This is a genomic window from Pseudomonas gozinkensis (assembly GCF_014863585.1).
Taxonomy (GTDB): Bacteria; Pseudomonadota; Gammaproteobacteria; order Pseudomonadales; family Pseudomonadaceae; genus Aquipseudomonas; species Aquipseudomonas gozinkensis.
In genome coordinates this window covers 6386110-6407337 of record NZ_CP062253.1, presented here as the reverse complement: position 1 = coordinate 6407337, position 21228 = coordinate 6386110, and the positions used below count along the sequence as shown (strand labels likewise).

Genomic DNA, 21228 nt, shown 5'->3' with positions numbered 1-21228 from the left:
GCACACTATGTTCAACCCAGCTAACGAAACGCACTTCAGCCTGACCGTTGAAGATTACGTAGGCGACCTGCAAGTGCTGTCGTTCACCGGCACCGAAGGCATCAGCCAGCCGTTCCGTTTCGACCTGGAACTGGTCAGCGAAAACCCGGATCTGGACCTGGAAAAGCTCCTGCACAAACAGGCGTTCCTCGCCCTCGATCCGCAAGGCTCGGGCATCCATGGCCAGATCTACCGCGTCGCCCAGGGTGATGCCGGCAAGCGCCTGACCCGCTACAAGGTTTCGCTGGTGCCGCAGCTGCAATACCTGCATCACCGCACCAACCAGCGCATCTACCAGCAGATGTCGGCGCCGAAAATCATCGCGCTGATCCTCGACGAGCACGGCATCAAGGGCAATGCCTACAGCTTCCAGCTGAGCCAGCCGTGCCCGGATCGCGACTACTGCGTGCAGTACGACGAAACCGACCTGCATTTCGTCCAGCGCCTGTGCGAAGAGGAAGGCATTCACTACCACTTCCAGCACAGCAAGAAAGGCCATCTGCTGGTGTTCGGCGATGACCAGACCGTGTTCCCGAACCTCGGCCAGCCGACCGCGTATGTGCAGGGCAGCGGCATGGTCGCCGAAGAACCGGTGATCAAAGGCTTCAAACTGCGCCTGGAAACCCGCACCAGCCGCACCACCCGCCGCGACTACGACTTCGAAAAACCGCGCCTGCAAATGGAAGCAGCGTACAAGCCGGACGGCGAGAGCACTGAACCGGATCTCGAAGACTACGACTACCCCGGCCGCTTCATCGACCGCGCCCGCGGCAAATTCCTCAGCCAGCGCGCCCTCGAACGTCACCGCGCCGACTATCGCCAGGCCGAAGGTCGCGGCGACCAGACCCGACTGGTCAGCGGCCACTTCATGGAAATGTCCGACCACCCGCGCAGCGAGTGGAACGACCTGTGGCTGCTCACCGAAATCTTCCACGAAGGCAAACAGCCGCAAGTCCTCGAAGAATCGGTGACCAGCGACACCACCGACCACAAGGACGACTTCCACCAGGGCTACCGCAACACCTTCCTCGCCACCCCGTGGGACGTGTTCTACCGCCCCGCGCTGGAGCACCCGAAACCCCGCGTGCTCGGCAGCCAGACCGCCATGGTCACCGGCCCCAAAGGCGAAGAAATCCACTGCGACCAATACGGCCGCATCAAAGTGCAATTCCACTGGGACCGCGAAGGCCTGGCCGATGACAAAACCAGTTGCTGGCTGCGCGTTTCCAGCTCCTGGGCCGGCGACCGCTACGGCGCCATCTCCATCCCGCGCATCGGCATGGAAGTCCTCGTCACCTTCCTCGAAGGCGACCCCGACCAACCGCTGGTCACCGGCTGCCTGTACCACAAGGAAAACCCGGTGCCCTACGCCCTCCCGGCAAACAAAACCCGCAGCGTCTTCAAAACCCTCAGCTCCCCGGGCGGCGGTGGCTACAACGAACTGCGCATCGAAGACAAAAAAGGCGCCGAACAAATCTTCATCCACGCCCAGCGCGACTGGGATGAAAACGTCGAGCACGACCAGAAGATTCGGGTCGGCAATGAACGCCACGACACCGTGGTGAAGAACACCTACACCGAGCTCAAGGCCGAAGAACATCGCACCACCATCAGCGACCGCAAGATCGAAGCGCGGATGGACGACCACCTGACCATTGGTGAGAACCAGCATGTGAAGCTCGGTACGGCGCAACTGACCAGTGCCGGGAAAGAGATACACATCAAGGCTGGGGACAAGATTGTTATTGAGGCGGGGACTGAGCTGACGATTCTCGGCGGCGGCAGTTTCATCAAGCTGGATGGCGGTGGTGTGACGGTGGTTGGGCCGGTGGTGAAGATTAATGCTGGCGGTTCGGCTGGGTCGGGGACCGGGATCGGGATCAAACCGCCGGTGCTGCCGGGGGCGGCGGATAAGGATAAGGCGGGGAGTTTGATGGATCAGGCGTTGTTGAATGCGCCTGAAGAACAGGTCAAACACAAGCCGAAACGAATGCTCAATTTTTCCGGGTAAGACATCGACGGCAATCCAAGCCACCAGGGATCAGAATTCAGGTAATTGGTAATGACAGAGACAACGAACAAAATTCAAAAATGGTCGTATCCCCTGAAGGTAGGGACAGCCGAAGCGACCGATCCACAGCAGTTCTACAAAGCGTTAGCTAAAGCAAAGGACGGTTACTACCCATTGGGGGCCAATGGTCTTTGGCATGGTGGTGTTCATTTCGATGAGGCTTCGGGATTGGTCAACGACCTGACGGAGGTCAGGTGCATCGCTGACGGAGAAGTAGTCGCCTACCGTATTGACGAGAAGTATCCGACTTCTGATTTTGGCTCGACGCACTCGGTTTATTCGACGGGGTTTGTGCTGGTTAAACATCGACTTGAGTTGCCGGCACCTCCAGCGCCTGCAGCCGGGGCGGCTGCTGCGCCTGGGCCGAGCCTTACGTTCTTCAGTCTTTATATGCACCTACTTGATTGGGAAACCTATAAAGCGAATCCTTCGCTTAAACCACCGGGTTTCTGGGGGAAAGGCCTTTATCAAGTAAAGGAAAATCTTCGAACCAAATCCTTGGGGCTTAGGGTTCGTGAAGGCAATTCGTCTCAAACACCTATTTTGGCAGTACTACCTCGTGGCACTAAGGTTCTCACCAAACCGGCACCATCTAACCAAAACTGGCTTGAAGTCGTCAGCGTTACTCCTGAGTTTCCAAGCTTGCCTGTCAATACTGGATGGGTATTTAAGGGGCAAATGAAGCATTTGGGGGGAGAGAGCTACCTGGTCGGAGAGGAAGCAAAAGACGCTCCCCCGAACCAAAAGAGCGGTGCCAACGTTCGCGATGCGACCAGCGGTGGGCAGCCTATCGCATTTTTACCGGCGGGTACGCAGATCAGAATTAGCGATGAACAAGCCGCGAAGCAGTATCGAAAACTAGTTGAGATTGTAGGTGGTCAACCTATTCCCACACTCGAAGCCAGTAGCGATGGTAAGTTGCCTGGATTTGTTTGGCTTGAAGATTTGGAAGCCAAGAACGAGCCACATGCCCCTATTGGGCAAGTAGTTCCACTGCCTCAGGCCTACAAAGTCAAGGCCGGTGAGGTGTTGGGGCATGTTGGAAAATATCAGACCCATGCAGACGCCGCTCCGAAGAATTTATTACACTTGGAAGTTTTCAGCTGTGAGGACGTGGAATCTTTTACTAGTAAAAGTAAAGAGAAGGCTGTCGGCCTGCCCGCTGCTGAAAAAACATTAGTCAAGATACCAGTAGATACGTGGTTAGTTACTCATGCACCACATATGAATGCCGCGACTCCTCCTAAAACAGCAGATCCAGGCAACAAAGTTGGCTATGACTTCTATATTCCTGTTGGACTGCTTGAAGCATTACCAGCGGAGAAAAAGATCAAAGAAACTGTAGTGATGGGCACATCGACTTCCACTACCTATTGGTGGCGCCTAGATGGGTTGCTAGGCGACAAAAATGGTAATGGAATTGATGGGTGGTTTGCAGAGCCCGATACAGTGCTCTCGCGGCACTCTCCGTTTGAGTGGAACGGGTTCACCTTTATTAACGAAACCACGAGCAATGTCGACCACCTAGCAGCTTTTTTGCATGCTCAAGAGAGTCTCGATGAGCAAGAGCGTGAGTCGTATCTGCCGAATGTAGAAACCGCCCTAGCTGGTTCTGTTAACGAGACGCTGTACAAGATTCTCGACAGAAATGGAGATAAAAAACTCGCGCCGTCTGAAATTGCGGAGGCGTTGGGCAAGCCGTGGTTCTCTCAACCCATATCGCAGATGGTGACGCGATATGAAAATGAATGGGACTACAAAAAACAAAACTGGGATGCTCTGGATGAAATAATTGGCCACAGCGATTCTGACCCTCACAAAGCTTGGGTAGAGGAAAAGCTTCGAATCGAACGATTAAGTTGGTGGGATAAACTGGTCGGGCAGCATGGAATAACTGCCGCTACTAGCGTGCAACATATTCACCCTGTTGGCTTGATATCTAATTGTATAAAGTATTCTTGCGGGTGTTTAAATATAGAGAAGTTCGTTGAGGAGTACAAAAAAGAACATCAGCATGTATTTGGTTGGTTTAATGACGACAACGTGACTCACGTTTCACTGCTTTACTCTCTGAATCAAGAATCAGAAGAAAATCTGAAAAAGCTATTGACGATGATGATGAAGTTATGGGGTGAGTATTTTGATGAGTGCAATGATGTTTACCTGGCCTATATGCTAGCCACAATCCGGGTGGAGGCATACGACTTTAATCGCGTCGTTTTCTTCGCCCCTATTGCTGAAAAAATCAGTGAAGCAAAAGCTGAAATAGATTACGGTTCTGGTCCCACAGGGCGTAGGGCGGCTATGGCGAGAGACTATCATAATACTCAAATTGGCGATGGCTACAAGTATCGTGGTCGTGGGCTTAGCCAGATAACGTGGAAGGCCAACTATGAAAAATTTTCTGCAGCCTTGGGAATAGACTTTACAAACAATCCAGATCTGGCTCTAGATTTAGAGTATGCAACTAGAATCATGATTGGTGGAATGAAGGGTGGGGTATTCAAAGCAGGGGAGACTCTTGCTGCGCATTTATCTCCTGGAAATAAAAATTATGTGACGGCTCGTCGAATCATTAATGGGACTGACAAGAAAAATGTAATTGCATTTTATGCCCAAAAATTTGAAGATCTTTTAGTGAGAATTAAAAATTGAAAATTTTAGTTTTTATTTTATCCATTCTTGTGCCCGCCTTGAGTTACGCGAAGCCATTTTTTCCGAGCCATGATTCGTGCGCCGGAAAAGAAAAATCTCAAGCTTGCGAAGTTCTACTCAATGAAGACGGTTTCTTAGTTGATGCTGTGACAGGTAAAAAACTATCGGAGACATCTGAAGATACGGGTACGATGAGCACTAACTGGCTTTATATCTATGGCGATAAATATGTTTTAGAACATTTGGACTTTTCGTCCTCTAAATCCAGTAGCTGGGTAGTGTTCTCCTACACTAAACAGCAGGTTGTGGTCGATAGGATCTACAGTTTTTCTCAGGTCATATCAGCGGCATCGATAGCTACTTGGTATGGATATGAATGTCGAGTTGGCGAAGGACGTCTAATCAACGAGAAGGATCAAGCATTTAGTGAATCGGCAGTGAGCGCCTATTGTGGAAAAGCTGCCAGAAATAGTCTGAAGCTCAGAAAAGAAACGCCGGATTCGTCCATGGGTGTAGATATCGCTATTAATATACCTGTTTATAGCTCAGGGGGAACAGTCGATTCCTCTACATACTTATTTTTCGACACGGATAAACCAGATTTTTTTCAGATGGCTTGTTATTCGAACTGCAAGGTTAAGCCTGATGGTGCAGCCATAACGTATGTCGGCAGAATTTCCAAAAACACTTGGTTTCTTGGCGACATAAAGCATAATTCATGTGCTAGTGAAGGGGGGTACAAATATAAGAACTCCTCTGAGAAAATTGTTTTTGACGGGTGTGTCGAAGCAGGAGGCATGAAATTAACTGAGTATGCAGCAGGTGGAAAAATGCCACGGGCTCAGTTTGTTGGCAAGACAGAAGGTGATGGCTATAAAGGCGAGTGGGTATCAAAGTCTGGTGATGGTAAGAAATATAGCTTTTTCATGTTTCCGTTAATAATTCATTGAGTTTCAGATGGAAGAGGTGGAATGAAAAATGGACGGATCTATTTGTTCTATTTAAATATATTCGTCCTTCTTTTTGCTACATAAACAAAAAGAAAAAGTGACAGATTTATTTGTAGTGGTTCCAACACTATTGGACTGATTGGTTTCGTAGCCTTAGGAGACCTAACAACAATTTTTATCTATTTTGTGTGTTTCGTGGGTAAATAGATTTTTGTACAGTGTTTTTAAATGGAATTAATGTTTGTGATTAAAAATATCGTTCTACCTTTTTGTATCGTTACTCTTTCGATTTTTAACGGCGTTGCCCAAGCGGAGCCGTTCTACTCCGCGAAGATACTGCAAGCTGATTACTCAGCAGTTCCTGACATAAAGCTGTTGATTAGAATTCAAGATGTTGAGTCAGGGAGTGATGAGGCAAGTGGCTCAAGCCTGGCCACTTGCATGAAGGCTGGTAAGTCAGCTGCGCAGCCTGGCCCCAACCCTTGTTTCAGAATTCAGTTAGATGAAGGCGAAGGCAATGTGAAAGTGACGAGCCAGACATTGCTTAATGACCCTCAGCGAGCAAGCGATCCTGTATATATTGAGTTGGTCTATAAAAGTGGAGCAACCAAAAATCAGTATGGATATTATGATAATAAAACAGTATTGCTAACTGTTGAGGATAATAATGGGTTGAATAATTGGGATTCGGATATCCCGCAAAGCCTGCCTCAAGTCAAGATTGAAAAAGATCGAGGGGTTTATCAGTTGGTTCTTGCGGACGCCGATGCTCTGCTCAATTCTGCCTACCGAGATAAAGCCAGTCGTTTGAGTCAAGACAAGCGAGATGTTTTTCGTGAGGTTCAAAGAGCCTGGATGAAAAATAGAGATCTTGAATGCAATAGCGCAATATTTGGAGAGTATTCAGAAAGCTGTTTGATTCGGTTAACAATTGATCGTGCCAGACAGATCGCGGTTGCGCCTTTGGCTAAATAGCCAAGCTGTCAGGGCTTAGAGTGGAAATCGAATGGAAGCGAGAAAAAATCGCCAGGCTCCTTTGCGCGCATTACCAAGTATTCTGTTGGTAACAGTAATTCTGAAGGTAGGGTCATGAGGAAAGCATTTTTGTATATTAAGATTATTTTTTGCTCGTTAGTGGTATTTAGTTCGTTGGCACAATCTGCAAGTTTCGATTGCAGTAAAGCCTCGTCGGATGTTGAAAAAAAGATCTGCAATACGCCTTCTTTGTCAAAGCTGGATGAGCAGCTAAGTGAAGTGTTTAAGCCACTAAAAAAACAACGTACTTTCCAAGTGCTTGAAAGTGAATGGCTAGAGAATGTGCGCAACACCTGTGAGTCAGTTGAGTGTCTAGAAGATGCTTACAATGAGCAAGTTGGATTTCTGTCACCGTTACCATTGCCTGGGGCCAGTGCTTCAAGTGAAGTCAAAATTTTGCCCGCTGATAAAATTTATGCTCAATCCAGTCGTCCTTGGAAAACTGTTGAACTGGCGGGCCTTCCGAATGGCAAAGATGTCGTTGAGCGTTTCTTGATTTCAGCGGAAGTAATATCTGGAATGTTGCACGTTGTAGCATTTGAGGGGCATTACGATGTTCCTAATTCTATCTATAGAGGTAGTTTGTATGAATACATCGATAGGCATCCGATTGTGCCGCCAATCACGTACACGATAGCAAAGGACATAGGATTTCAGGGGGCGTTCAACTTAGGAAACAATGAAGAAGGGGAGCGATACGCTGGAATCATGGGCGGCACCTTTTACTATCGCGAAAAAATAGCAAGAAACCAGCTAAGAGGTATGGCTTATAAAGTTGGGTCAGGCACTCAACCGCAGGAAACGAGTTTGCTGCTTCAGCAATGGTCGAATACTTTCGAGAATGCTAAAAGTGGTTTGCTATTTCAGGGTGATGAGGTATTTGGAGAGCTGAAGGCCTATTATTCAAACACTTCTGGGTACGAGATTATTGCGCCAGTCGATAGGCCGGAGGTGGGTTGGAATATTTTCAGCCCGATTTGGAGCAAGTCGCGTCCTGTTTTGTATTTCAAGAATGGTGATGAGACGATCTGGCGTGCCAATGTAGTGGATAAAACACTAACTAAAATTGTTAGCGCAAGTGATCAGCTCGTTATTAAAAACCCCACGCCTGTTGATTTGAATGGTCGTGAAGCTGTTGTTTATCTCGAGGATTACATACTGAAGATAGCTGTTGCGCCCGAATGAGTAGGGCATGATTTCAATAGGCAGTATTCAGCTTTTTTAATGTGTAAGGAATCTTGCTATGGCTAGGCTCATGGTGCGTATATCTTTTTACGTGCTGACAACTTGTTCATCGTTACTTGCGCATGCAGCATTTGCTCAAGATGCATGTGGCGATATCAGTACGAACTCCCAGAGTGAAAGATGTTCTGTGAGTGCCAAGGCTGCTGCAGATGCGCAGTTGAATACCAGTTATCAAGAATTGCTGGTTCGGCTCGAAGGTGGATATCAGACCGATCCAGTTCTTGCCGCAAGCCAAAAGGCGACGGTTCAGGAGGCTCAGCGCGCTTGGATCAAACTACGCGATACCGATTGCCAGATTGATGCGTTGGAGACGGAGCCGGGCTCTTCGGCGCATGTGGCAGCCGTGAACAATTGCATCGCAAGCATGAGCCGTGAGCGGTCGGTGTTTCTGGACAATATCGCGTCCGATAGCGGTAGTGGCTCTGCATTTGGGCGTGGCTCGTGCCCGACGCAAGACTTCGCCCAGTTTCTTCCATACTTCTCCACTAATGCCGAATCGCAAAAGCGACTGACTGCGCAAGCAGTGAAACTGTTGGTGTTGAAGGGGACGTCGGATATAGGACGGATAGTGACTCACGTCACGGCAGAGGTGGGGCGCGACATGGCGTTTCCCTTAATGGCTGTGGTGCCTGATGGGAAAGTCGAAGGGATAGAAATCGAGAAGGTGGATGATCGTCACGTTGACGTTGTGGATAAACGTGCCGGAAACAGCAATATCAAGATCTTCAACTTTTCGCGTAAGGCTTGCTGGACGCTTGAGGGGGTTGAGGATTGGTCGATTCCTCATAAGGAGCTTTCTGTAGCCAGTACGCGCTCATTGAGTCGCGAGGAAAATTTCTGCTCACAGCGTGCGCAAGGATTCGTTGGCTTGGGTGGTCTTGAGCAATACCGTCTGACAGGAGAACTTTTTGAGGCTGCATTGGAAAATTATCTGTGTGCGGCTGCTTCAGGTGATCCTGTTTCCAGCGAGACTGCGGCTAGGCTGAGTCTGTCGGGTATGGCTCCGCAGTTGGAATACAGCAAAGTTGAAGCTCTTTTCAAAGCGGCAGCGGTCAATTCACCAGGAGGAGCTGAGGGGTTGGCAAGCTTTTATTGTTTTGGCAATGACACAGCTGGAAGCGGGCCGTGCCAGCGGCCAGTTGATGTGGAGAAAGAGCTGATTCGCGCCAGCGCCATGGGCTCAGCGCATGCAATCGTTTCGCTTGGCGATTATTGGAAGAGTGGCGATCTCGGCGAGAAGGATATCCCTCGTGCCTTGGCTTGTTATCAGCTTGCCGCCGACAAGGGCTACGAGTCAGGTCTCAGTGCTGCCAAGCGACTTCAGTCGGAAGTGACTGAGCCAATCGCTCCGAGCAAATGCTATTAGTACGATCAATTGACGAAGGGCGCTTATAGCGCCCTTCGTCAGTTATGGGCTATCAACCCCGCGTTTGATACTCCCGAAACTCAATGTGATCGAGCGTGCCTTCCACCATCAACCGCACGCCGTCCGCCATTCTGCTCAGGCCCAGTGCCATCGAGCGGCGGGGGCCGTCTAGGTCGTCGGCCAGGTTGGCGGCGAAGGCGCTGATGGACAGGAGGTCTTCGGAGGCGTTGGCCATGAGGGCTTCGGCGTCGGCGTTGGGGCAGAGGGCGAACAGGCCGCCCAGGCGTTTGGGGCGTGGGGCGGTGGGTTTGAAATGGTGGTCGAGGGCGCGTTCGGCGGCTTCGTGGAGTTTCTTTGAATCGAGGGATTCGTAGGGGGAGGTTTCTGGGATTTCAGGAGGGTTGGGCGTTGGTTTGATCATTGGAATACACCGATTGAGGAGCTAACACCCATTCGCTCGCACTTCGAATGAGGTGGCAGCTGTGTATAGGTGTGCAAGACCGGCAATCGGCAAACCGGCAGATCCGAAGATCTCCCACACACAGCCGCCATAACGATTCGCGAGCATAAGAAAACGCTTGGTGAATAGCTATAACCGATAGTGTGCCGATGCGGACTTGCACGTCCGTATCACCGATTTTGCGGTGACGGAAAGAGGTTATCGATGAACTCCAAGCACGCCTAGTTCATGGACAGCACCGCAGTTTGAAGGACATTTCCCAAGGATTTGCGAGGTAGAAGATCAAAAGATCGCCGCCTTCGGCAGCTCCTACAGGAATATGTTTCTTCAGGTGTAGGACGGGGGGATGGTGTGACGCGGAGCGTCACGGGATTCATTCCCACGCGGAGCGTGGGAACGATCAAGGCTGGGGCAGGAAATCGTGACTTGGTAGTCATCTGGCAGGAAAAGCCCAGCATCGTCTTCTATCCATCCAAGATAGTGGCGAATCCGTCCGAATCCCTTACACTCCCCCGGCCGTTCATTTTCCTTTTGAGGCTGTGCGCATGAAATTTCGTTTTCTTCTGTGGATGCTGGGTCTGTTGATGGGTAAGGCCAGTCGGACAAATCCTGCGTTCCAGCAGCAGTTGGGTGACAAGGATCTGGTGTTTCAGCTGCAGACTCTGGACGGGAAAGTGGCGCGGCATTTCGTGGTGAAGGATCAGCGCATTACCAGCAAATCCGGGGTGGTGGCGGAGCCAGCGTTTGCGATTGCCTTTAAAGACGCGGCGTTCGGGTTTGCCACGATGCAGGCGAAGAACAAGCAGCTGGCGTTCATGCAGGGGATTCAGGACAAGTCGATCCAGCTCAAGGGTAATCCTGCGCTGGTGATGTGGTTTCAGGGGTTGATGAAGTATTTGAAGCCGCGGAAGGCCAAGCCGAAGGCATAGGGCTTTCAGGCAGTTTGCCGGGACAGGCCGGCCTCTTCAGCTTTCGGGCTCGGGAGGCTCGGCGTCCAGGGGCTGGGCCCGGTATGTCTTGTAGATCTGCTGGACTTTCGGGTTGTCCAGGTTCTCGTAAGTGATGTCTTCCTTGTCCAGGCCATCCAGGCCTCGGATGCCACTGATGGTCTCTGGCCATTCGTCACGACTGGATATATCGACTACGAACGGGTTGAGGTAGTTATCGAGATGCCTTTCGCGCGGCTCTCGGATCTCGTCGCTGAGGGCCCGCAGGTAGTCGTCTTTGTTTGTTCTTGACCAGTCGATGGCGAACCCGGCTCGATAACAGAGTTCCATGAAGACCAATAGAATCGCGCGGCCATTGCCGTCCAGGAAGGGGTGTGCGAAAGCCAGCTGGCCCATCACTCCACCGGGATGGTCTCTGAAGCGTTTCTTGTCTGCTGCGAGCTTGAGCGCATAGTCGACAGACATTTTGATGGAGTCCGGGCGCTCGAAGACGGTGCTGCGAGGGTCGTCGAGGGAGCCCTTGAAGACTGCCAGGTGGGGGACAAGCTCGTTACGGTCTTTTCCTGCCCAGTGATAGAAGCCGGAGAACAGGATCTCGTGGACGTTGAGTACAGTCTGGTAATCGATTGGCTTTTTCTTGGCCAGATAGGCAAGCGCCTCTTCGATACTCAATTCGAACGAAAGATGCTCTGACTCTTTTACTTCAACGGGATCTTTCAGTTGCAGCGAGTTTTGAAGATATCCAGCCGTTTCGAAGTCGCCGAACGGATCGAAAGTCATGCGCTACGTTTCTGTGCACGCCTTTCCTGAAGATAGCGACCTTGGAGCGCCAGGATTTCAGATTTGCTCAGAACGCCTTTTCTCTTGAGATTGACGAGCAACTGTTCGATGCCATCCAGCTCGACGACATCGCCAGCCAAACGAGTAATCCCCACGGCCATACGACTCATGCCGTCACGTCTGGCTGTAACCTTGTTGTCTTTGGCTAGCTTGCGCACTTCGCTTGCAACGCTGACAGCATCTGTTTGGGTCATCGGAAATCCCTCTGTTTGCCGTCAAATCATAGCAGGGCGCTAGTTTGCTGTCGTTGCTGGCAAAGTGACCGAAATCGGTGGAACCAGGGCCCTATTTGCAATCAAAAAAGGCCCTGGTTGGCGTTCCGAAATTTGCTTTAAGCCTGGCTGAACTGCGAAGCCAATTCACGCAACAACACTTCCGCCTCAAGCACTTTGCTGACGACGTCATTGGCCTTGTCGCGAGTCAAACCAACACGCTCCAGCAGCGCATCCGGAATGTCTTCATCCGGCCCGGAGCCAATCCCGCGACCGCGCAGCAGGCGCACGGCCAGGCAGACGAGGTTCGGGTATTCGGCGTAGGCGCCGTCGTAGTTCGGGTCGTGCTGGAAGCGCAGGGCGGTGGCCAGTTCGTCCGGCATGTCCCAGTAGCGCATCAGCCAGGAGCCGATCTGTTCGCGGCTGATGCCCAGCAGGTGTTGCTCGACGTAGCTGTGGCACAGGTGCGGGTTGACCTCCAGGTGGCGGCAGATCAGCGAGAAGTGCGGCGGGAACACGTGGGCCAGCAACAGATAGCCGAAGTTGTGCAGCAGGCCGGCGAGGTAGGTCAGGCCGGCTTCCGGGCGCTGGGCGCGCGGCATGGCGCGGGTCAGGCCTTCGATGACGGCGGCGGTGTAGATCGACTGCTGCCAGTACGGCGTGGTGTGTTGCGGATGATCTTTCGGCAGGCTCAGGGTCTTGCCGAGGGCCAGGCCCAGCGCCAGGTTGATCACCAGATCGAAACCCAGCACGCGCACGATCGCGTCTTCCACCGAACGAATCTTGCCCGGCGAGGCGTAGTACGGCGACGCCGCCCAGCTCACCACTTGCGCAGCCAGCGCCGGGTCGGTTTCGACCACGCCGGTGATGTCGTCGATGGTGGCGTTCGGGTCGACGCGCAGCTTGATGATTTTTTGTGCGGTTTCGGCCAGCGGCGGAATCTCGATGGTCGCTTCCAGACGCTGCTGGATGCGCCGCGCGGTGAACGCCTGCACGGCCTGGGTGATTTCCTCGCGGTCATCGTCCGGGCGGTCGAGGTTCGGGCGGATGCTGCTCAGGGCTTCGCCGAAGTTGGCGGCGCTGGCCTTGGTCAGCATGGTCTTGAAGTCTTCGCTGGCAATTTCCAGCAGCAGGCCCGGCTCGCCGGAGTTGATCAGCAGCTTCGGCTCGCGCAGCAGGCCTTCTTCGTAGAGGCACGGCGAGCTGGTCAGTGCCGGCAGGCCCGGCAGCAGGCTCAGGCTGTGTTTGCCGAGCATCTTTTCCAGGCGCTCGGTGGACACGGCAGTCAGGCGACGGCCCGTCAGCTCGGCGAGGCGGTTGAGATCCAGCAACTGGCTCTGTGGAAACAGCACCATCAGCGCACCGACCGCGTCGTCCAGCAACACGGCCTGCACTTTGCGCGAGGCGTTGAGGCCGTGGTGGTCGAGCACTTCTTCGTAGGCGACGCCCAGCTTGTTGAGCAGCAGCCGAATAACTGACGGAGCGTGCGGGAGTTCGGGGGCGAGAGCAGCTTCGGTCATGGTCTGTATCCGTTTTTGAAACAATTGCTGGAGTATAACCAGCTTGGTTGGAACGAGCTTTGAGAAACTGCGACGGTGCTCACACTTGGCCGTATTGCTGCCCGTGTCGCAGCCAGCGGTCGAGCAACGGGCTGACGTGGGTGGGCCAGCGTTCGAGCAAGGCCTGGGCGGCATCGCGCACGGCGGGCAGCAGATCGGCGTCGCGCATCAGGTCGGCGACCTTGAATTGCAGCAGACCGGTCTGGCGGGTGCCGAGCATTTCGCCGGGACCGCGCAGTTCGAGGTCTTTTTCGGCGATGACGAAACCGTCGTTGGTCTCGCGCATGATGCCCAGGCGCTGGCGGCCGATCTGTGACAGCGGCGGATGGTAGAGCAGCACGCAATGGCTGACCGCGCTGCCCCGGCCGACACGGCCGCGCAATTGGTGCAGTTGCGCAAGGCCGAGGCGCTCGGGGTTTTCGATGATCATCAGGCTGGCGTTGGGCACGTCGACGCCGACTTCGATCACGGTGGTGGCGACCAGCAGTTGCAGGTTGCCGGCCTTGAATTCGGCCATCACGGCGGCTTTCTCGGCGGGTTTCATGCGGCCGTGGATCAGCCCGACCTTCAGCTCGCCGAGGGCGGCGGTCAGGTCTTCGAAGGTGGTTTCGGCGGCCTGACAGGTCAGCTCTTCGGACTCTTCGATCAGCGTGCACACCCAATAGGCCTGACGGCCCTCGGCGCAGGCGCTGCGCACCCGTTCGATGACTTCGACGCGGCGGGTGTCGGTGACCAGCACGGTGTTGACCGGGGTTCGACCGGGCGGCAATTCGTCGAGGATCGAGGTGTCGAGGTCGGCGTAGGCGCTCATCGCCAGCGTCCGGGGAATCGGCGTGGCGGTCATGATCAGTTGATGCGGACACATGCGCCCGCCAACACCTTTCTGCCGCAGCGCCAGACGCTGTTGCACGCCGAAGCGGTGCTGTTCGTCGATGATCACCAGCGCGAGGTTCTTGAACTGCACTTCGTCCTGGAACAGCGCGTGGGTGCCGACCACCATCGGCGTGCCGCTGGCGATCTGCTCCAGCGCGGCCACGCGGTTCTTGCCCTTGAGCTTGCCGGCCAGCCACGCCACGTCGATGCCCAGCGGTTCGAGCCAGCGTTTGAAGGTGATGAAGTGCTGCTCAGCGAGGATCTCGGTCGGCGCCATCAGCGCGACTTGATAACCCGCCTCCAGTGCTTGCAGCGCGGCGAGGGCGGCGACCACGGTCTTGCCCGCACCAACGTCACCCTGAATCAACCGCAGCATTGGTTCGTGCTGGCTGAGGTCGTAGGCGATTTCGTTGCCGACCCGTTGCTGAGCGCCGGTCGGGTTGAAGCCGAGGTTGGCCAGGTATTTTGGCGGCAGTTTGGTGGCTTTCGGCATCGCCGGCGCGCGCAGGGAACGCATGCTTTCGCGCAGGCGCTGCTGCGATAGCTGGTGAGTCAGCAGTTCTTCGAAAGCCAGACGATGCTGGGCCCAGTGATGGCCGAGGGCGAGTTCGTCGACGTCGGCATCGGCGGGCGGGTTGTGCAGGTAGCGGATCGCATCGGCCAGCGGCGCCAATTGGTAGTCGCGGGCCAGTTCGGTCGGCAGCCAGTCGGGCAGGGTGGCCGGCTTGAGCAGGGTCAACGTCTGCATGCACAACTGGCGCAGGCGGGCCTGGGTCAGGCCTTCGGTCAGCGGGTAAACCGGGGTCAGGGTCTCATCCACCGGCGGCGGTTCGTCGCCGTTGATGGCGCGATATTCCGGGTGGTAGATCTCAAGGCCTGACGCACCGGGTCGGGCTTCGCCGTAGCAACGAATCCGCGTGCCGCGCTTGAGACCTTCTTTCTGCGCATTGCTGAAGTGGTAGAAGCGCAGGCTCAGTCCGCCGGTGCCGTCCTGCAAACGCACGACGAGGCTGCGGCGCCGGCCCATGACCACGTCGGCGCCGCTGACGGTGCCTTCGACCACGGCGTCCTGCCCCGGCCGCAACGCGCCGATCGGCACCACGCGGGTGCGATCCTGATAGCGCAGCGGCAGGTGGAACAGCACGTCCTGGAGGTTTTCCAGGCCGACCTTGGCCAGTTTCTCGGCCATGGCTTCACCGACACCCTTGAGTGCGGTGACCGAGACCTGCGACAGCTCAGTCATGACGCTGGCTTAACCGGCCGTGACCGGCGCGGCAGGTTTGGCGACCGAGCACAGGCGAATGGAGTCGGCGAGGATCTCGATGGCTTTCGGCCGAGGGAAACTGGCGCGCCAGGCAATGGCCACTGTGCGGAACGGCACTGGTGCCGACAGCGGGCGCACTTCGATGACGCCCGGGGCGTAGTGATGGCTGTCCACCGCCGACAGCGGCAGGATCGAGATGCCCAGGCCGGACGCGACCATGTGGCGGATGGTTTCCAGCGAGCTGGATTCGACCGTGGTGTGCTTGGCGCCGTCGTTGCCCTTGGTCAGGGTCGGGCAGGCTTCCAGCACCTGATCGCGGAAGCAGTGACCCTCGCCGAGCAGCAGCAGGCTCTTGTCGTTGAGCAGGGCTGCGTCGATGGATTCTTTCTGGGTCCACGGGTGCTGGGCCGGCATCAGGACGTAGAACGGCTCGTCGTAGAGTTGCAGGGTCAGCACGTCGGCTTCGTTGAACGGCAGGGCGATGATGATCGCGTCCAGCTCGCCGTTGCGCAGTTTGTCGCGCAGCACGTGGGTGAAGTTTTCTTCGATGTACAACGGCATCTGCGGGGCGACCCGGTGCAGTTGCGGAATCAGGTGCGGGAACAGGTACGGGCCGACGGTGTAGATCGCGCCGACTTTCAGCGGGGCGGTCAGCTGGTTCTTGCCAGCCTGGGCCAGTTCGCGGATGCCCTGGGCCTGCTCCAGCACTTTCTGTGCCTGGGCGACGATGCCTTCGCCGACCGGGGTCAGGCGCACGGCGCTTTTGCTGCGCTCGAAAATCAGCACACCGAGTTCGTCTTCAAGCTTTTTCACGCCCACCGACAGGGTCGGCTGGCTGACGTGGCAACGCTCGGCCGCGTGGCCGAAATGCTGCTCTTGGGCGAGGGTAACGATGTAGCGTAATTCTGTGAGGGTCATAGCAAGCGTCCATGAAGATGCGGGCCAAGCATACCGGCTGCAATCGATAGACGCACGTTATCAGACTGAGTGATGAATGCGACACCGGGCAATGCCGGTTTGCCGTGGATGGATAAGCAAAAGGCACCTTTCGGTGCCTTTTTGGCTGGATTCTTCCGGCTGGCGCTGAACCCTGTGGGAGCGAGCTTGCTCGCGAAAGCGGCGTATCAGTCGAAGCAGCCCTGCCTGACAAGGCCCCTTCGCGAGCAAGCTCGCTCCCACAGGTTTTGCGGTGTTTCTTAGCGGCGGCGTTCCAGCGAGTACACAAACGGCGCAACGATTTCGATCGCGCCATTGGTCAGCATGTCGGCCGGTGGCTTGGGCAGCGGTTGGGCGCGGCGGATCATTTCCAGGGTGGCCCGGTCCAGATCGGCGTTGCCGGAGCGGCCCACCAGTTCGAACGACAGCACGTTGCCTTCGCCATCGACCACGAAACGCAGCCGGTTCAAGCCTTCCTTGCCCCGTGCCTGAGCGCTGGCCGGGTACTTTTTGTACTTGGCCAAGTGCGCGAGCAGGGTGCCTTGCCAGCTGGCCTTGGCGGCCATTTGTGCAGGCGAGGGGCCCGGTGCAGGCTGAGCGGATTTCTCCGTCGGCGCCTGAGTCGGCTGGGTATCGGCCGGCTTCTCTTCGGACGGTTTCTCCTTCGGCGGATCGGGCAGTTTCTTCTCGATCGGCTTCGGCGGTTTTGGTTTCGGCTTGGGCTTCGGTTTCTGTACCGCGATCTCGGCTTTTGGCGCGTCGGCCAGTTTCGGGATCGGCAGTTCTTCAACCGGAGCCGGTGGCTGCGGTGGCGTGACGACTTTCGGCGGTGCGGGCGGTGGCGGGGCCGGAACCGGTGCCAGCTCGACCATCATTGCCTGCGGCGGCAATTCGATGGGCGGGCGGGCGGTCCAGTTCAGCGCCAGCGCGATGGCCAGCGCGTGAACACCCAGCACCACGGCCAGGCTACCGCTGTAACGCGTCAGCTTATGGCGCGTCGTGATCATTTCTTGACTGCGCTCTCGAGTCCGACCAGACCGACCTTCAGGTAACCGGCGGCGCGCAGATTATCCATCACGCTCATCAGGTCGCCGTAATCCACGCCTTTGTCGGCCTGGAAGAAGATCGTCGTGTCTTTCTTGCCCTGGGTCTTGGCGTCGAGTGCGGCGCCGAGGGTTTCGGCTTTCACTTCGTCTTCGCCCAGGAACAGGCGCTGGTCAGCCTTCACGCTGAGGAACACCGGTTTCTCCGGCCGCGGCGCCGGTTTGGCAGTCGAGGCAGGCAGGTCAACCTTGATGTCCACGGTGGCCAATGGAGCGGCCACCATGAAGATGATCAACAGCACCAGCATCACGTCGATGAACGGCGTGACGTTGATTTCGTGGTTCTCGGCCAGATCGTCGTCTGCGCCTTCTTTCAAATGCAGGCCCATGGCCGATTACCCCACTTTCACCATGTGCGGTTGCGAGCTGTTGCGCTCAGGCTGGTGGTCGAGGTCGCGGCTGACCAGCAGCAGCACCTGAGCCGACGCATCGGACACCTGAGCCTTGTAACCGGCGATGGAGCGGGCGAAGACGTTGTAGATGACCACGGCAGGAATCGCGGCAACCAGACCCAGTGCGGTAGCCAGCAGCGCTTCAGCGATACCCGGTGCTACGACGGCAAGGTTGGTGGTCTGGGTTTTGGCGATGCCGATGAAGCTGTTCATGATGCCCCACACGGTACCGAACAGGCCGACGAACGGCGCGGTGGAACCGATGGTGGCGAGGACGCCGGTGCCGCTGCTCATGTTGCGGCCACAGGCGGCAACCAGACGTTCGAGGCGGAAGCTGACGCGTTCCTTGATGCCTTCTTTCTCGCGGGCGTTGGTCGACAGGCGCATTTCTTCCAGCGCGTCGTGAACCAGCAGGTTGGCGAGGGTGCCTTCCTTCGCAGCGGTGGCGCTGGCCTCTTTAAGCGTGGCGGCTTTTTTCAGGGCGGCGATCTCGCCACGCAGGCGGCGTTTGGCACCCATCAGCTCGAAGCCCTTGGCGATCCAGATGGTCCAGGTGATGATCGAGGCGATGGCCAGGCCGATCATCACGGCTTTAACGATCACGTCGGCGTTCTGGTACATGCCCCATGGCGACAGGTCGTGGGCCATGCCCAGGGTGTTGTCGGCTTCGAGGACTTCCGGCGCGTCGGCGGCGCTGGCCTCTACGGCCTGCACCGGGTCGGTCGCGGCAGGTGCGGCGACCGGAGCGCTTTGCTCGGTGGCGGCTGGCGCGGCGGGTGCCTGGGCGTCAGCGAATGCGGCGACTGGCGCCAGCATCAGGCTGAGCAGCAGAGCGGCGACGGCGCTCCAGGCGCGAGGTCGGTTGGTTGGCGAAGCGGAGTTTTGAATGCGTGTCATGCTGGCCGGACCTGAGATAGAAAAACGGTAATGCTCTTCCAGGCCTCGTGAGGCCGAGAACAAAAGTGGCGTGCATTATTGCAAGTAATTCTTGTTAACAGAAGTAATAGAGTTGCTTTTTTTCCTTCATTGCTAGCCGCTCGTCCCTTGCCGAGGCTAGTCTGTCGCTTTCCGATGGGAGATTTTTGATGTCCGCGCCTTCTGTTTTGATCGCCGGTTGCGGTGATGTCGGCAGCCGTCTGGCCACGCAATTGCTGGCTGCCGGCTTCCAGGTGTATGGCCTGCGCCGTGATATTTCACGTTTGCCGGACGGCGTTATCGGTGTGGCCGGTGACTTGTTCAATGAGGATTGCCCGGCGACCTGGCCGGTGGGCGCTATCGATTACCTGGTGTATAGCGCGGCGGCCACCGATCACGATGAGGCCGGTTATCGCGCGGCTTATGTGCAGGGTCTGCAGCATGTGTTGGGTTGGCTGAACGATTACGGTCAGGAGCCTGAGCGGCTGCTGTTCGTTTCCAGCAGCAGTGTTTACGGGCAGCAGAACGGCGAATGGGTCGATGAAAAATCCGAAACCGTCGCTGCAGGTTATTCCGGTCGGTTGATGCTGGAGGCCGAGCAGGTTGCGCTAAACAGCGGCATTCCCGCTAGCATCGTGCGCCTGACCGGCATTTATGGCCCCGGCCGTGAGTGGCTGCTGACTCAGGTGCGCCGTGGTTATCGCGTGGCAGTGGATCCGCCGCTGTATGGCAATCGCATCCATGCCGATGACGCGGCGGGGTTGATGGCGTTTCTGCTGGAAGCGGATCGCAAGGGCGTGGCGCTGGATGACATCTATATCGGCGTGGACGACGCGCCGGCGCCGCTGGCCGAGGTGGTGGCGTGGTTGCGTGAGTATCTGGGCGTCACCGAGTGGTCGGAAGACGAGAGCGTGCGCCGCACTGGCAGCAAGCGTTGCAGCAATGCCCGGGCGAAGGCGCTGGGTTGGGTGCCGAAGTATCCGAGTTATCGCGAGGGTTACGCCGCGATTCTTGAGGGTAAATGCTGATTTCCAGACGCTACAAAACAACTGTGGGAGCGAGCTTGCTCGCGATGGCGGCATAACAGTCAGCACAAATGTTGAATGCTATGGCCTCATCGCGAGCAAGCTCGCTCCCACATGGTATCTCTGTAGCATCAGAGGTGGGTTACTGCTTCTCGAGCAACCACTTGCGCTCACCCGGGGTGAACTGCGGTTGTTCGTCCGCCAGTGCCGTGTTCACGGCCTGCAGGATTTCCAGTTCTTTGCCCTTGCGCACAAAGATCCAGTTATTGCCCTGACCGTTCTGCTGCAACCACATGCTGTCGTTGCCGCTGCTCATCGACGCGCAATCGCCTGCGAGGCACAGGGCATAGCGGTCGGCCCCCGGCAGGCCGGAGACTTGTCCGTCCGCCTGAAACTGCACGGTGGCGCCTTCGCCCTGGCCGCTGGTGATCGTCCAGTTGCCGCCCAGATAGGCCGAATACAGTGCACGTTCGAAGCTGGCACCGATCGGTGCGCCTTCCGGCACCGGAATCTGCGCGCGGTCGAAGACCTGTTCCGGTTCGTTTTCATTGGCAGCTTGTTGCAGTTGGCCGCCGTCACGTTTCAGCTCGCTGGCGGAGCTGCCGTAGAAGTCGACTTTCCAGGCACCGGACTGTTCGCCCAGCAAGCGACCTTCCACGTTTTCGAAACCGTTGGTATAGCGGGCCTGGCCGGCCTTGGTATTGACGTCCCACTCCAGGTTCGGGCCGTAGGCCTGAAGCGCTTCGCGCAGGGGGCCGCCCTTGGCAGCGGCATCGATGGCCACCTGGTTGATCCAGGTGCCGCTGATGTCACGGTCGGCAGGGTTGCTGGCGCAACCGCCGAGGAAAATGGCGAGCAGCGAGAGAGCAAGCGCTTTGCGCATGGTGGAATCCTTTCAAAACCTTTTCTTTACCGCAGAGCAGTCGGCGCGGCATCTGAGGCCGCGCCGTGCGCATTACTCGATGACCAGGATGGCATCCATTTCAACCTGCGAACCCTTTGGCAGGGCAGCCACGCCGATGGCGGCGCGAGCCGGGTACGGCTGGTCGAAGTACTTGCCCATGATCTCGTTGACCTTGGCGAAGTGGCTCAGGTCGGTGAGGAAGATGTTCAGCTTGACGATGTCCTTGAACGAACCGCCGGCGGCTTCGGCCACGGCTTTCAGGTTTTCGAATACCTGGACGGTCTGGGCTTCGAAGCCTTCGACCAGTTCCATGGTTTTTGGATCGAGGGGAATCTGACCCGACATGTAAACGGTGTTACCGGCCTTGATCGCCTGAGAGTAAGTACCGATGGCGGCCGGGGCCTTGTCGCTGGTGATAACGGTTTTGGTCATGAATG

Annotated in this window: 19 protein-coding genes; 8 read left to right on the top strand and 11 right to left on the bottom strand. The window is 56.2% G+C overall.

The window, feature by feature from the left end; translation table 11 throughout:
* Positions 1-7: 7 nt before the first annotated feature.
* The 6 genes from IHQ43_RS28725 to IHQ43_RS28700 all read left to right on the top strand — a co-directional run bounded on the left by IHQ43_RS28725 (position 8) and on the right by IHQ43_RS28700 (position 9361).
* Positions 8-2050, top strand: a complete 2043-nt coding sequence (locus IHQ43_RS28725) for a type VI secretion system Vgr family protein (protein ID WP_192562864.1) — start codon at positions 8-10, stop codon at positions 2048-2050.
* Between the two features lie 51 nt (positions 2051-2101).
* A complete protein-coding gene (locus tag IHQ43_RS28720) occupies positions 2102-4765 on the top strand; it encodes a hypothetical protein (protein WP_244142233.1) in 2664 nt (887 codons plus the stop codon).
* Entirely contained in the window at positions 4762-5715 is a 954-nt protein-coding gene (locus IHQ43_RS28715; RefSeq protein ID WP_192562863.1) for a hypothetical protein, read from the top strand. Before IHQ43_RS28720 ends, IHQ43_RS28715 begins: the two co-directional genes overlap by 4 nt.
* 228 nt (positions 5716-5943) lie before the next feature.
* Positions 5944-6690: a lysozyme inhibitor LprI family protein gene (locus IHQ43_RS28710; protein WP_192562862.1), complete on the top strand. Its 747-nt coding sequence runs from the start codon at positions 5944-5946 to the stop codon at positions 6688-6690.
* Positions 6691-6804: 114 nt separating this feature from the next.
* The gene (locus IHQ43_RS28705) at positions 6805-7935 is read left to right on the top strand and encodes a lysozyme inhibitor LprI family protein (protein WP_192562861.1); all 1131 of its coding nucleotides are present in this window, start codon (positions 6805-6807) and stop codon (positions 7933-7935) included.
* A 58-nt stretch (positions 7936-7993) separates the two neighbouring features.
* Entirely contained in the window at positions 7994-9361 is a 1368-nt protein-coding gene (locus tag IHQ43_RS28700; protein WP_192562860.1) for a lysozyme inhibitor LprI family protein, read from the top strand.
* A 52-nt stretch (positions 9362-9413) separates the two neighbouring features.
* Here IHQ43_RS28700 and IHQ43_RS28695 read toward each other — a convergent pair whose 3' ends face one another.
* A complete protein-coding gene (locus IHQ43_RS28695) occupies positions 9414-9782 on the bottom strand; it encodes a DUF6124 family protein (protein ID WP_192562859.1) in 369 nt (122 codons plus the stop codon).
* Positions 9783-10366: 584 nt separating this feature from the next.
* On the opposite strand from IHQ43_RS28695, the gene IHQ43_RS28690 reads away from it, so the two are divergent.
* Positions 10367-10750 (top strand): SCP2 sterol-binding domain-containing protein, encoded by a 384-nt coding sequence (locus IHQ43_RS28690; protein ID WP_096817262.1) that lies wholly within the window; start codon positions 10367-10369, stop codon positions 10748-10750.
* A gap of 36 nt (positions 10751-10786) precedes the next feature.
* Here IHQ43_RS28690 and IHQ43_RS28685 read toward each other — a convergent pair whose 3' ends face one another.
* The 8 genes from IHQ43_RS28685 to exbB all read right to left on the bottom strand — a co-directional run bounded on the left by IHQ43_RS28685 (position 10787) and on the right by exbB (position 18844).
* Positions 10787-11548, bottom strand: coding sequence for a Fic/DOC family protein (locus tag IHQ43_RS28685; protein ID WP_192562858.1), 762 nt, complete (start codon positions 11546-11548; stop codon positions 10787-10789).
* Positions 11545-11802 carry a hypothetical protein gene (locus tag IHQ43_RS28680; protein WP_085731368.1) on the bottom strand — a complete coding sequence of 86 codons (258 nt, stop codon included), beginning with the start codon at positions 11800-11802 and terminating at the stop codon, positions 11545-11547. Before IHQ43_RS28680 ends, IHQ43_RS28685 begins: the two co-directional genes overlap by 4 nt.
* A gap of 137 nt (positions 11803-11939) precedes the next feature.
* Positions 11940-13340 (bottom strand): aminoacyl-tRNA deacylase and HDOD domain-containing protein, encoded by a 1401-nt coding sequence (locus IHQ43_RS28675; protein WP_192562857.1) that lies wholly within the window; start codon positions 13338-13340, stop codon positions 11940-11942.
* A gap of 79 nt (positions 13341-13419) precedes the next feature.
* Entirely contained in the window at positions 13420-15495 is a 2076-nt protein-coding gene (gene recG / locus IHQ43_RS28670) for an ATP-dependent DNA helicase RecG (protein ID WP_192562856.1), read from the bottom strand.
* Between the two features lie 9 nt (positions 15496-15504).
* Positions 15505-16434: a hydrogen peroxide-inducible genes activator gene (locus IHQ43_RS28665; RefSeq protein ID WP_007954418.1), complete on the bottom strand. Its 930-nt coding sequence runs from the start codon at positions 16432-16434 to the stop codon at positions 15505-15507.
* 278 nt (positions 16435-16712) lie between these two features.
* Complete coding sequence (locus IHQ43_RS28660) at positions 16713-17459, bottom strand: TonB family protein (protein WP_192562855.1); 747 nt, start codon at positions 17457-17459, stop codon at positions 16713-16715.
* On the bottom strand, positions 17456-17884 hold the full coding sequence (gene exbD, locus IHQ43_RS28655; RefSeq protein WP_007954431.1) for a TonB system transport protein ExbD: 429 nt from the start codon (positions 17882-17884) through the stop codon (positions 17456-17458). Before exbD ends, IHQ43_RS28660 begins: the two co-directional genes overlap by 4 nt.
* Before the next feature lie 6 nt (positions 17885-17890).
* A complete protein-coding gene (gene exbB / locus IHQ43_RS28650) occupies positions 17891-18844 on the bottom strand; it encodes a tonB-system energizer ExbB (protein ID WP_192562854.1) in 954 nt (317 codons plus the stop codon).
* Positions 18845-19032: 188 nt separating this feature from the next.
* On the opposite strand from exbB, the gene IHQ43_RS28645 reads away from it, so the two are divergent.
* Positions 19033-19890: an SDR family oxidoreductase gene (locus IHQ43_RS28645; RefSeq protein ID WP_192562853.1), complete on the top strand. Its 858-nt coding sequence runs from the start codon at positions 19033-19035 to the stop codon at positions 19888-19890.
* 139 nt (positions 19891-20029) lie between these two features.
* Here IHQ43_RS28645 and IHQ43_RS28640 read toward each other — a convergent pair whose 3' ends face one another.
* Both IHQ43_RS28640 and IHQ43_RS28635 read right to left on the bottom strand, forming a co-directional pair.
* On the bottom strand, positions 20030-20770 hold the full coding sequence (locus IHQ43_RS28640; RefSeq protein WP_007954437.1) for a putative periplasmic lipoprotein: 741 nt from the start codon (positions 20768-20770) through the stop codon (positions 20030-20032).
* A 72-nt stretch (positions 20771-20842) separates the two neighbouring features.
* Positions 20843-21223 (bottom strand): RidA family protein, encoded by a 381-nt coding sequence (locus tag IHQ43_RS28635; RefSeq protein WP_003229509.1) that lies wholly within the window; start codon positions 21221-21223, stop codon positions 20843-20845.
* Positions 21224-21228 lie beyond the last annotated feature (5 nt).

Bases quoted from the DNA above. Each gene is read 5' to 3' on its own strand.
- IHQ43_RS28695 (WP_192562859.1), bottom strand. From the start codon at position 9,782: ATGATCAAACCAACGCCCAACCCTCCTGAAATCCCAGAAACCTCCCCC.
- IHQ43_RS28645 (WP_192562853.1), top strand. From the start codon at position 19,033: ATGTCCGCGCCTTCTGTTTTGATCGCCGGTTGCGGTGATGTCGGCAGC.
- IHQ43_RS28700 (WP_192562860.1), top strand. From the start codon at position 7,994: ATGGCTAGGCTCATGGTGCGTATATCTTTTTACGTGCTGACAACTTGT.
- IHQ43_RS28710 (WP_192562862.1), top strand. From the start codon at position 5,944: ATGGAATTAATGTTTGTGATTAAAAATATCGTTCTACCTTTTTGTATC.
- IHQ43_RS28680 (WP_085731368.1), bottom strand. From the start codon at position 11,802: ATGACCCAAACAGATGCTGTCAGCGTTGCAAGCGAAGTGCGCAAGCTA.
- IHQ43_RS28665 (WP_007954418.1), bottom strand. From the start codon at position 16,434: ATGACCCTCACAGAATTACGCTACATCGTTACCCTCGCCCAAGAGCAG.
- IHQ43_RS28725 (WP_192562864.1), top strand. From the start codon at position 8: ATGTTCAACCCAGCTAACGAAACGCACTTCAGCCTGACCGTTGAAGAT.
- IHQ43_RS28660 (WP_192562855.1), bottom strand. From the start codon at position 17,459: ATGATCACGACGCGCCATAAGCTGACGCGTTACAGCGGTAGCCTGGCC.
- exbD (WP_007954431.1), bottom strand. From the start codon at position 17,884: ATGGGCCTGCATTTGAAAGAAGGCGCAGACGACGATCTGGCCGAGAAC.
- exbB (WP_192562854.1), bottom strand. From the start codon at position 18,844: ATGACACGCATTCAAAACTCCGCTTCGCCAACCAACCGACCTCGCGCC.
- IHQ43_RS28705 (WP_192562861.1), top strand. From the start codon at position 6,805: ATGAGGAAAGCATTTTTGTATATTAAGATTATTTTTTGCTCGTTAGTG.
- recG (WP_192562856.1), bottom strand. From the start codon at position 15,495: ATGACTGAGCTGTCGCAGGTCTCGGTCACCGCACTCAAGGGTGTCGGT.
- IHQ43_RS28685 (WP_192562858.1), bottom strand. From the start codon at position 11,548: ATGACTTTCGATCCGTTCGGCGACTTCGAAACGGCTGGATATCTTCAA.
- IHQ43_RS28720 (WP_244142233.1), top strand. From the start codon at position 2,102: ATGACAGAGACAACGAACAAAATTCAAAAATGGTCGTATCCCCTGAAG.
- IHQ43_RS28690 (WP_096817262.1), top strand. From the start codon at position 10,367: ATGAAATTTCGTTTTCTTCTGTGGATGCTGGGTCTGTTGATGGGTAAG.
- IHQ43_RS28640 (WP_007954437.1), bottom strand. From the start codon at position 20,770: ATGCGCAAAGCGCTTGCTCTCTCGCTGCTCGCCATTTTCCTCGGCGGT.
- IHQ43_RS28675 (WP_192562857.1), bottom strand. From the start codon at position 13,340: ATGACCGAAGCTGCTCTCGCCCCCGAACTCCCGCACGCTCCGTCAGTT.
- IHQ43_RS28635 (WP_003229509.1), bottom strand. From the start codon at position 21,223: ATGACCAAAACCGTTATCACCAGCGACAAGGCCCCGGCCGCCATCGGT.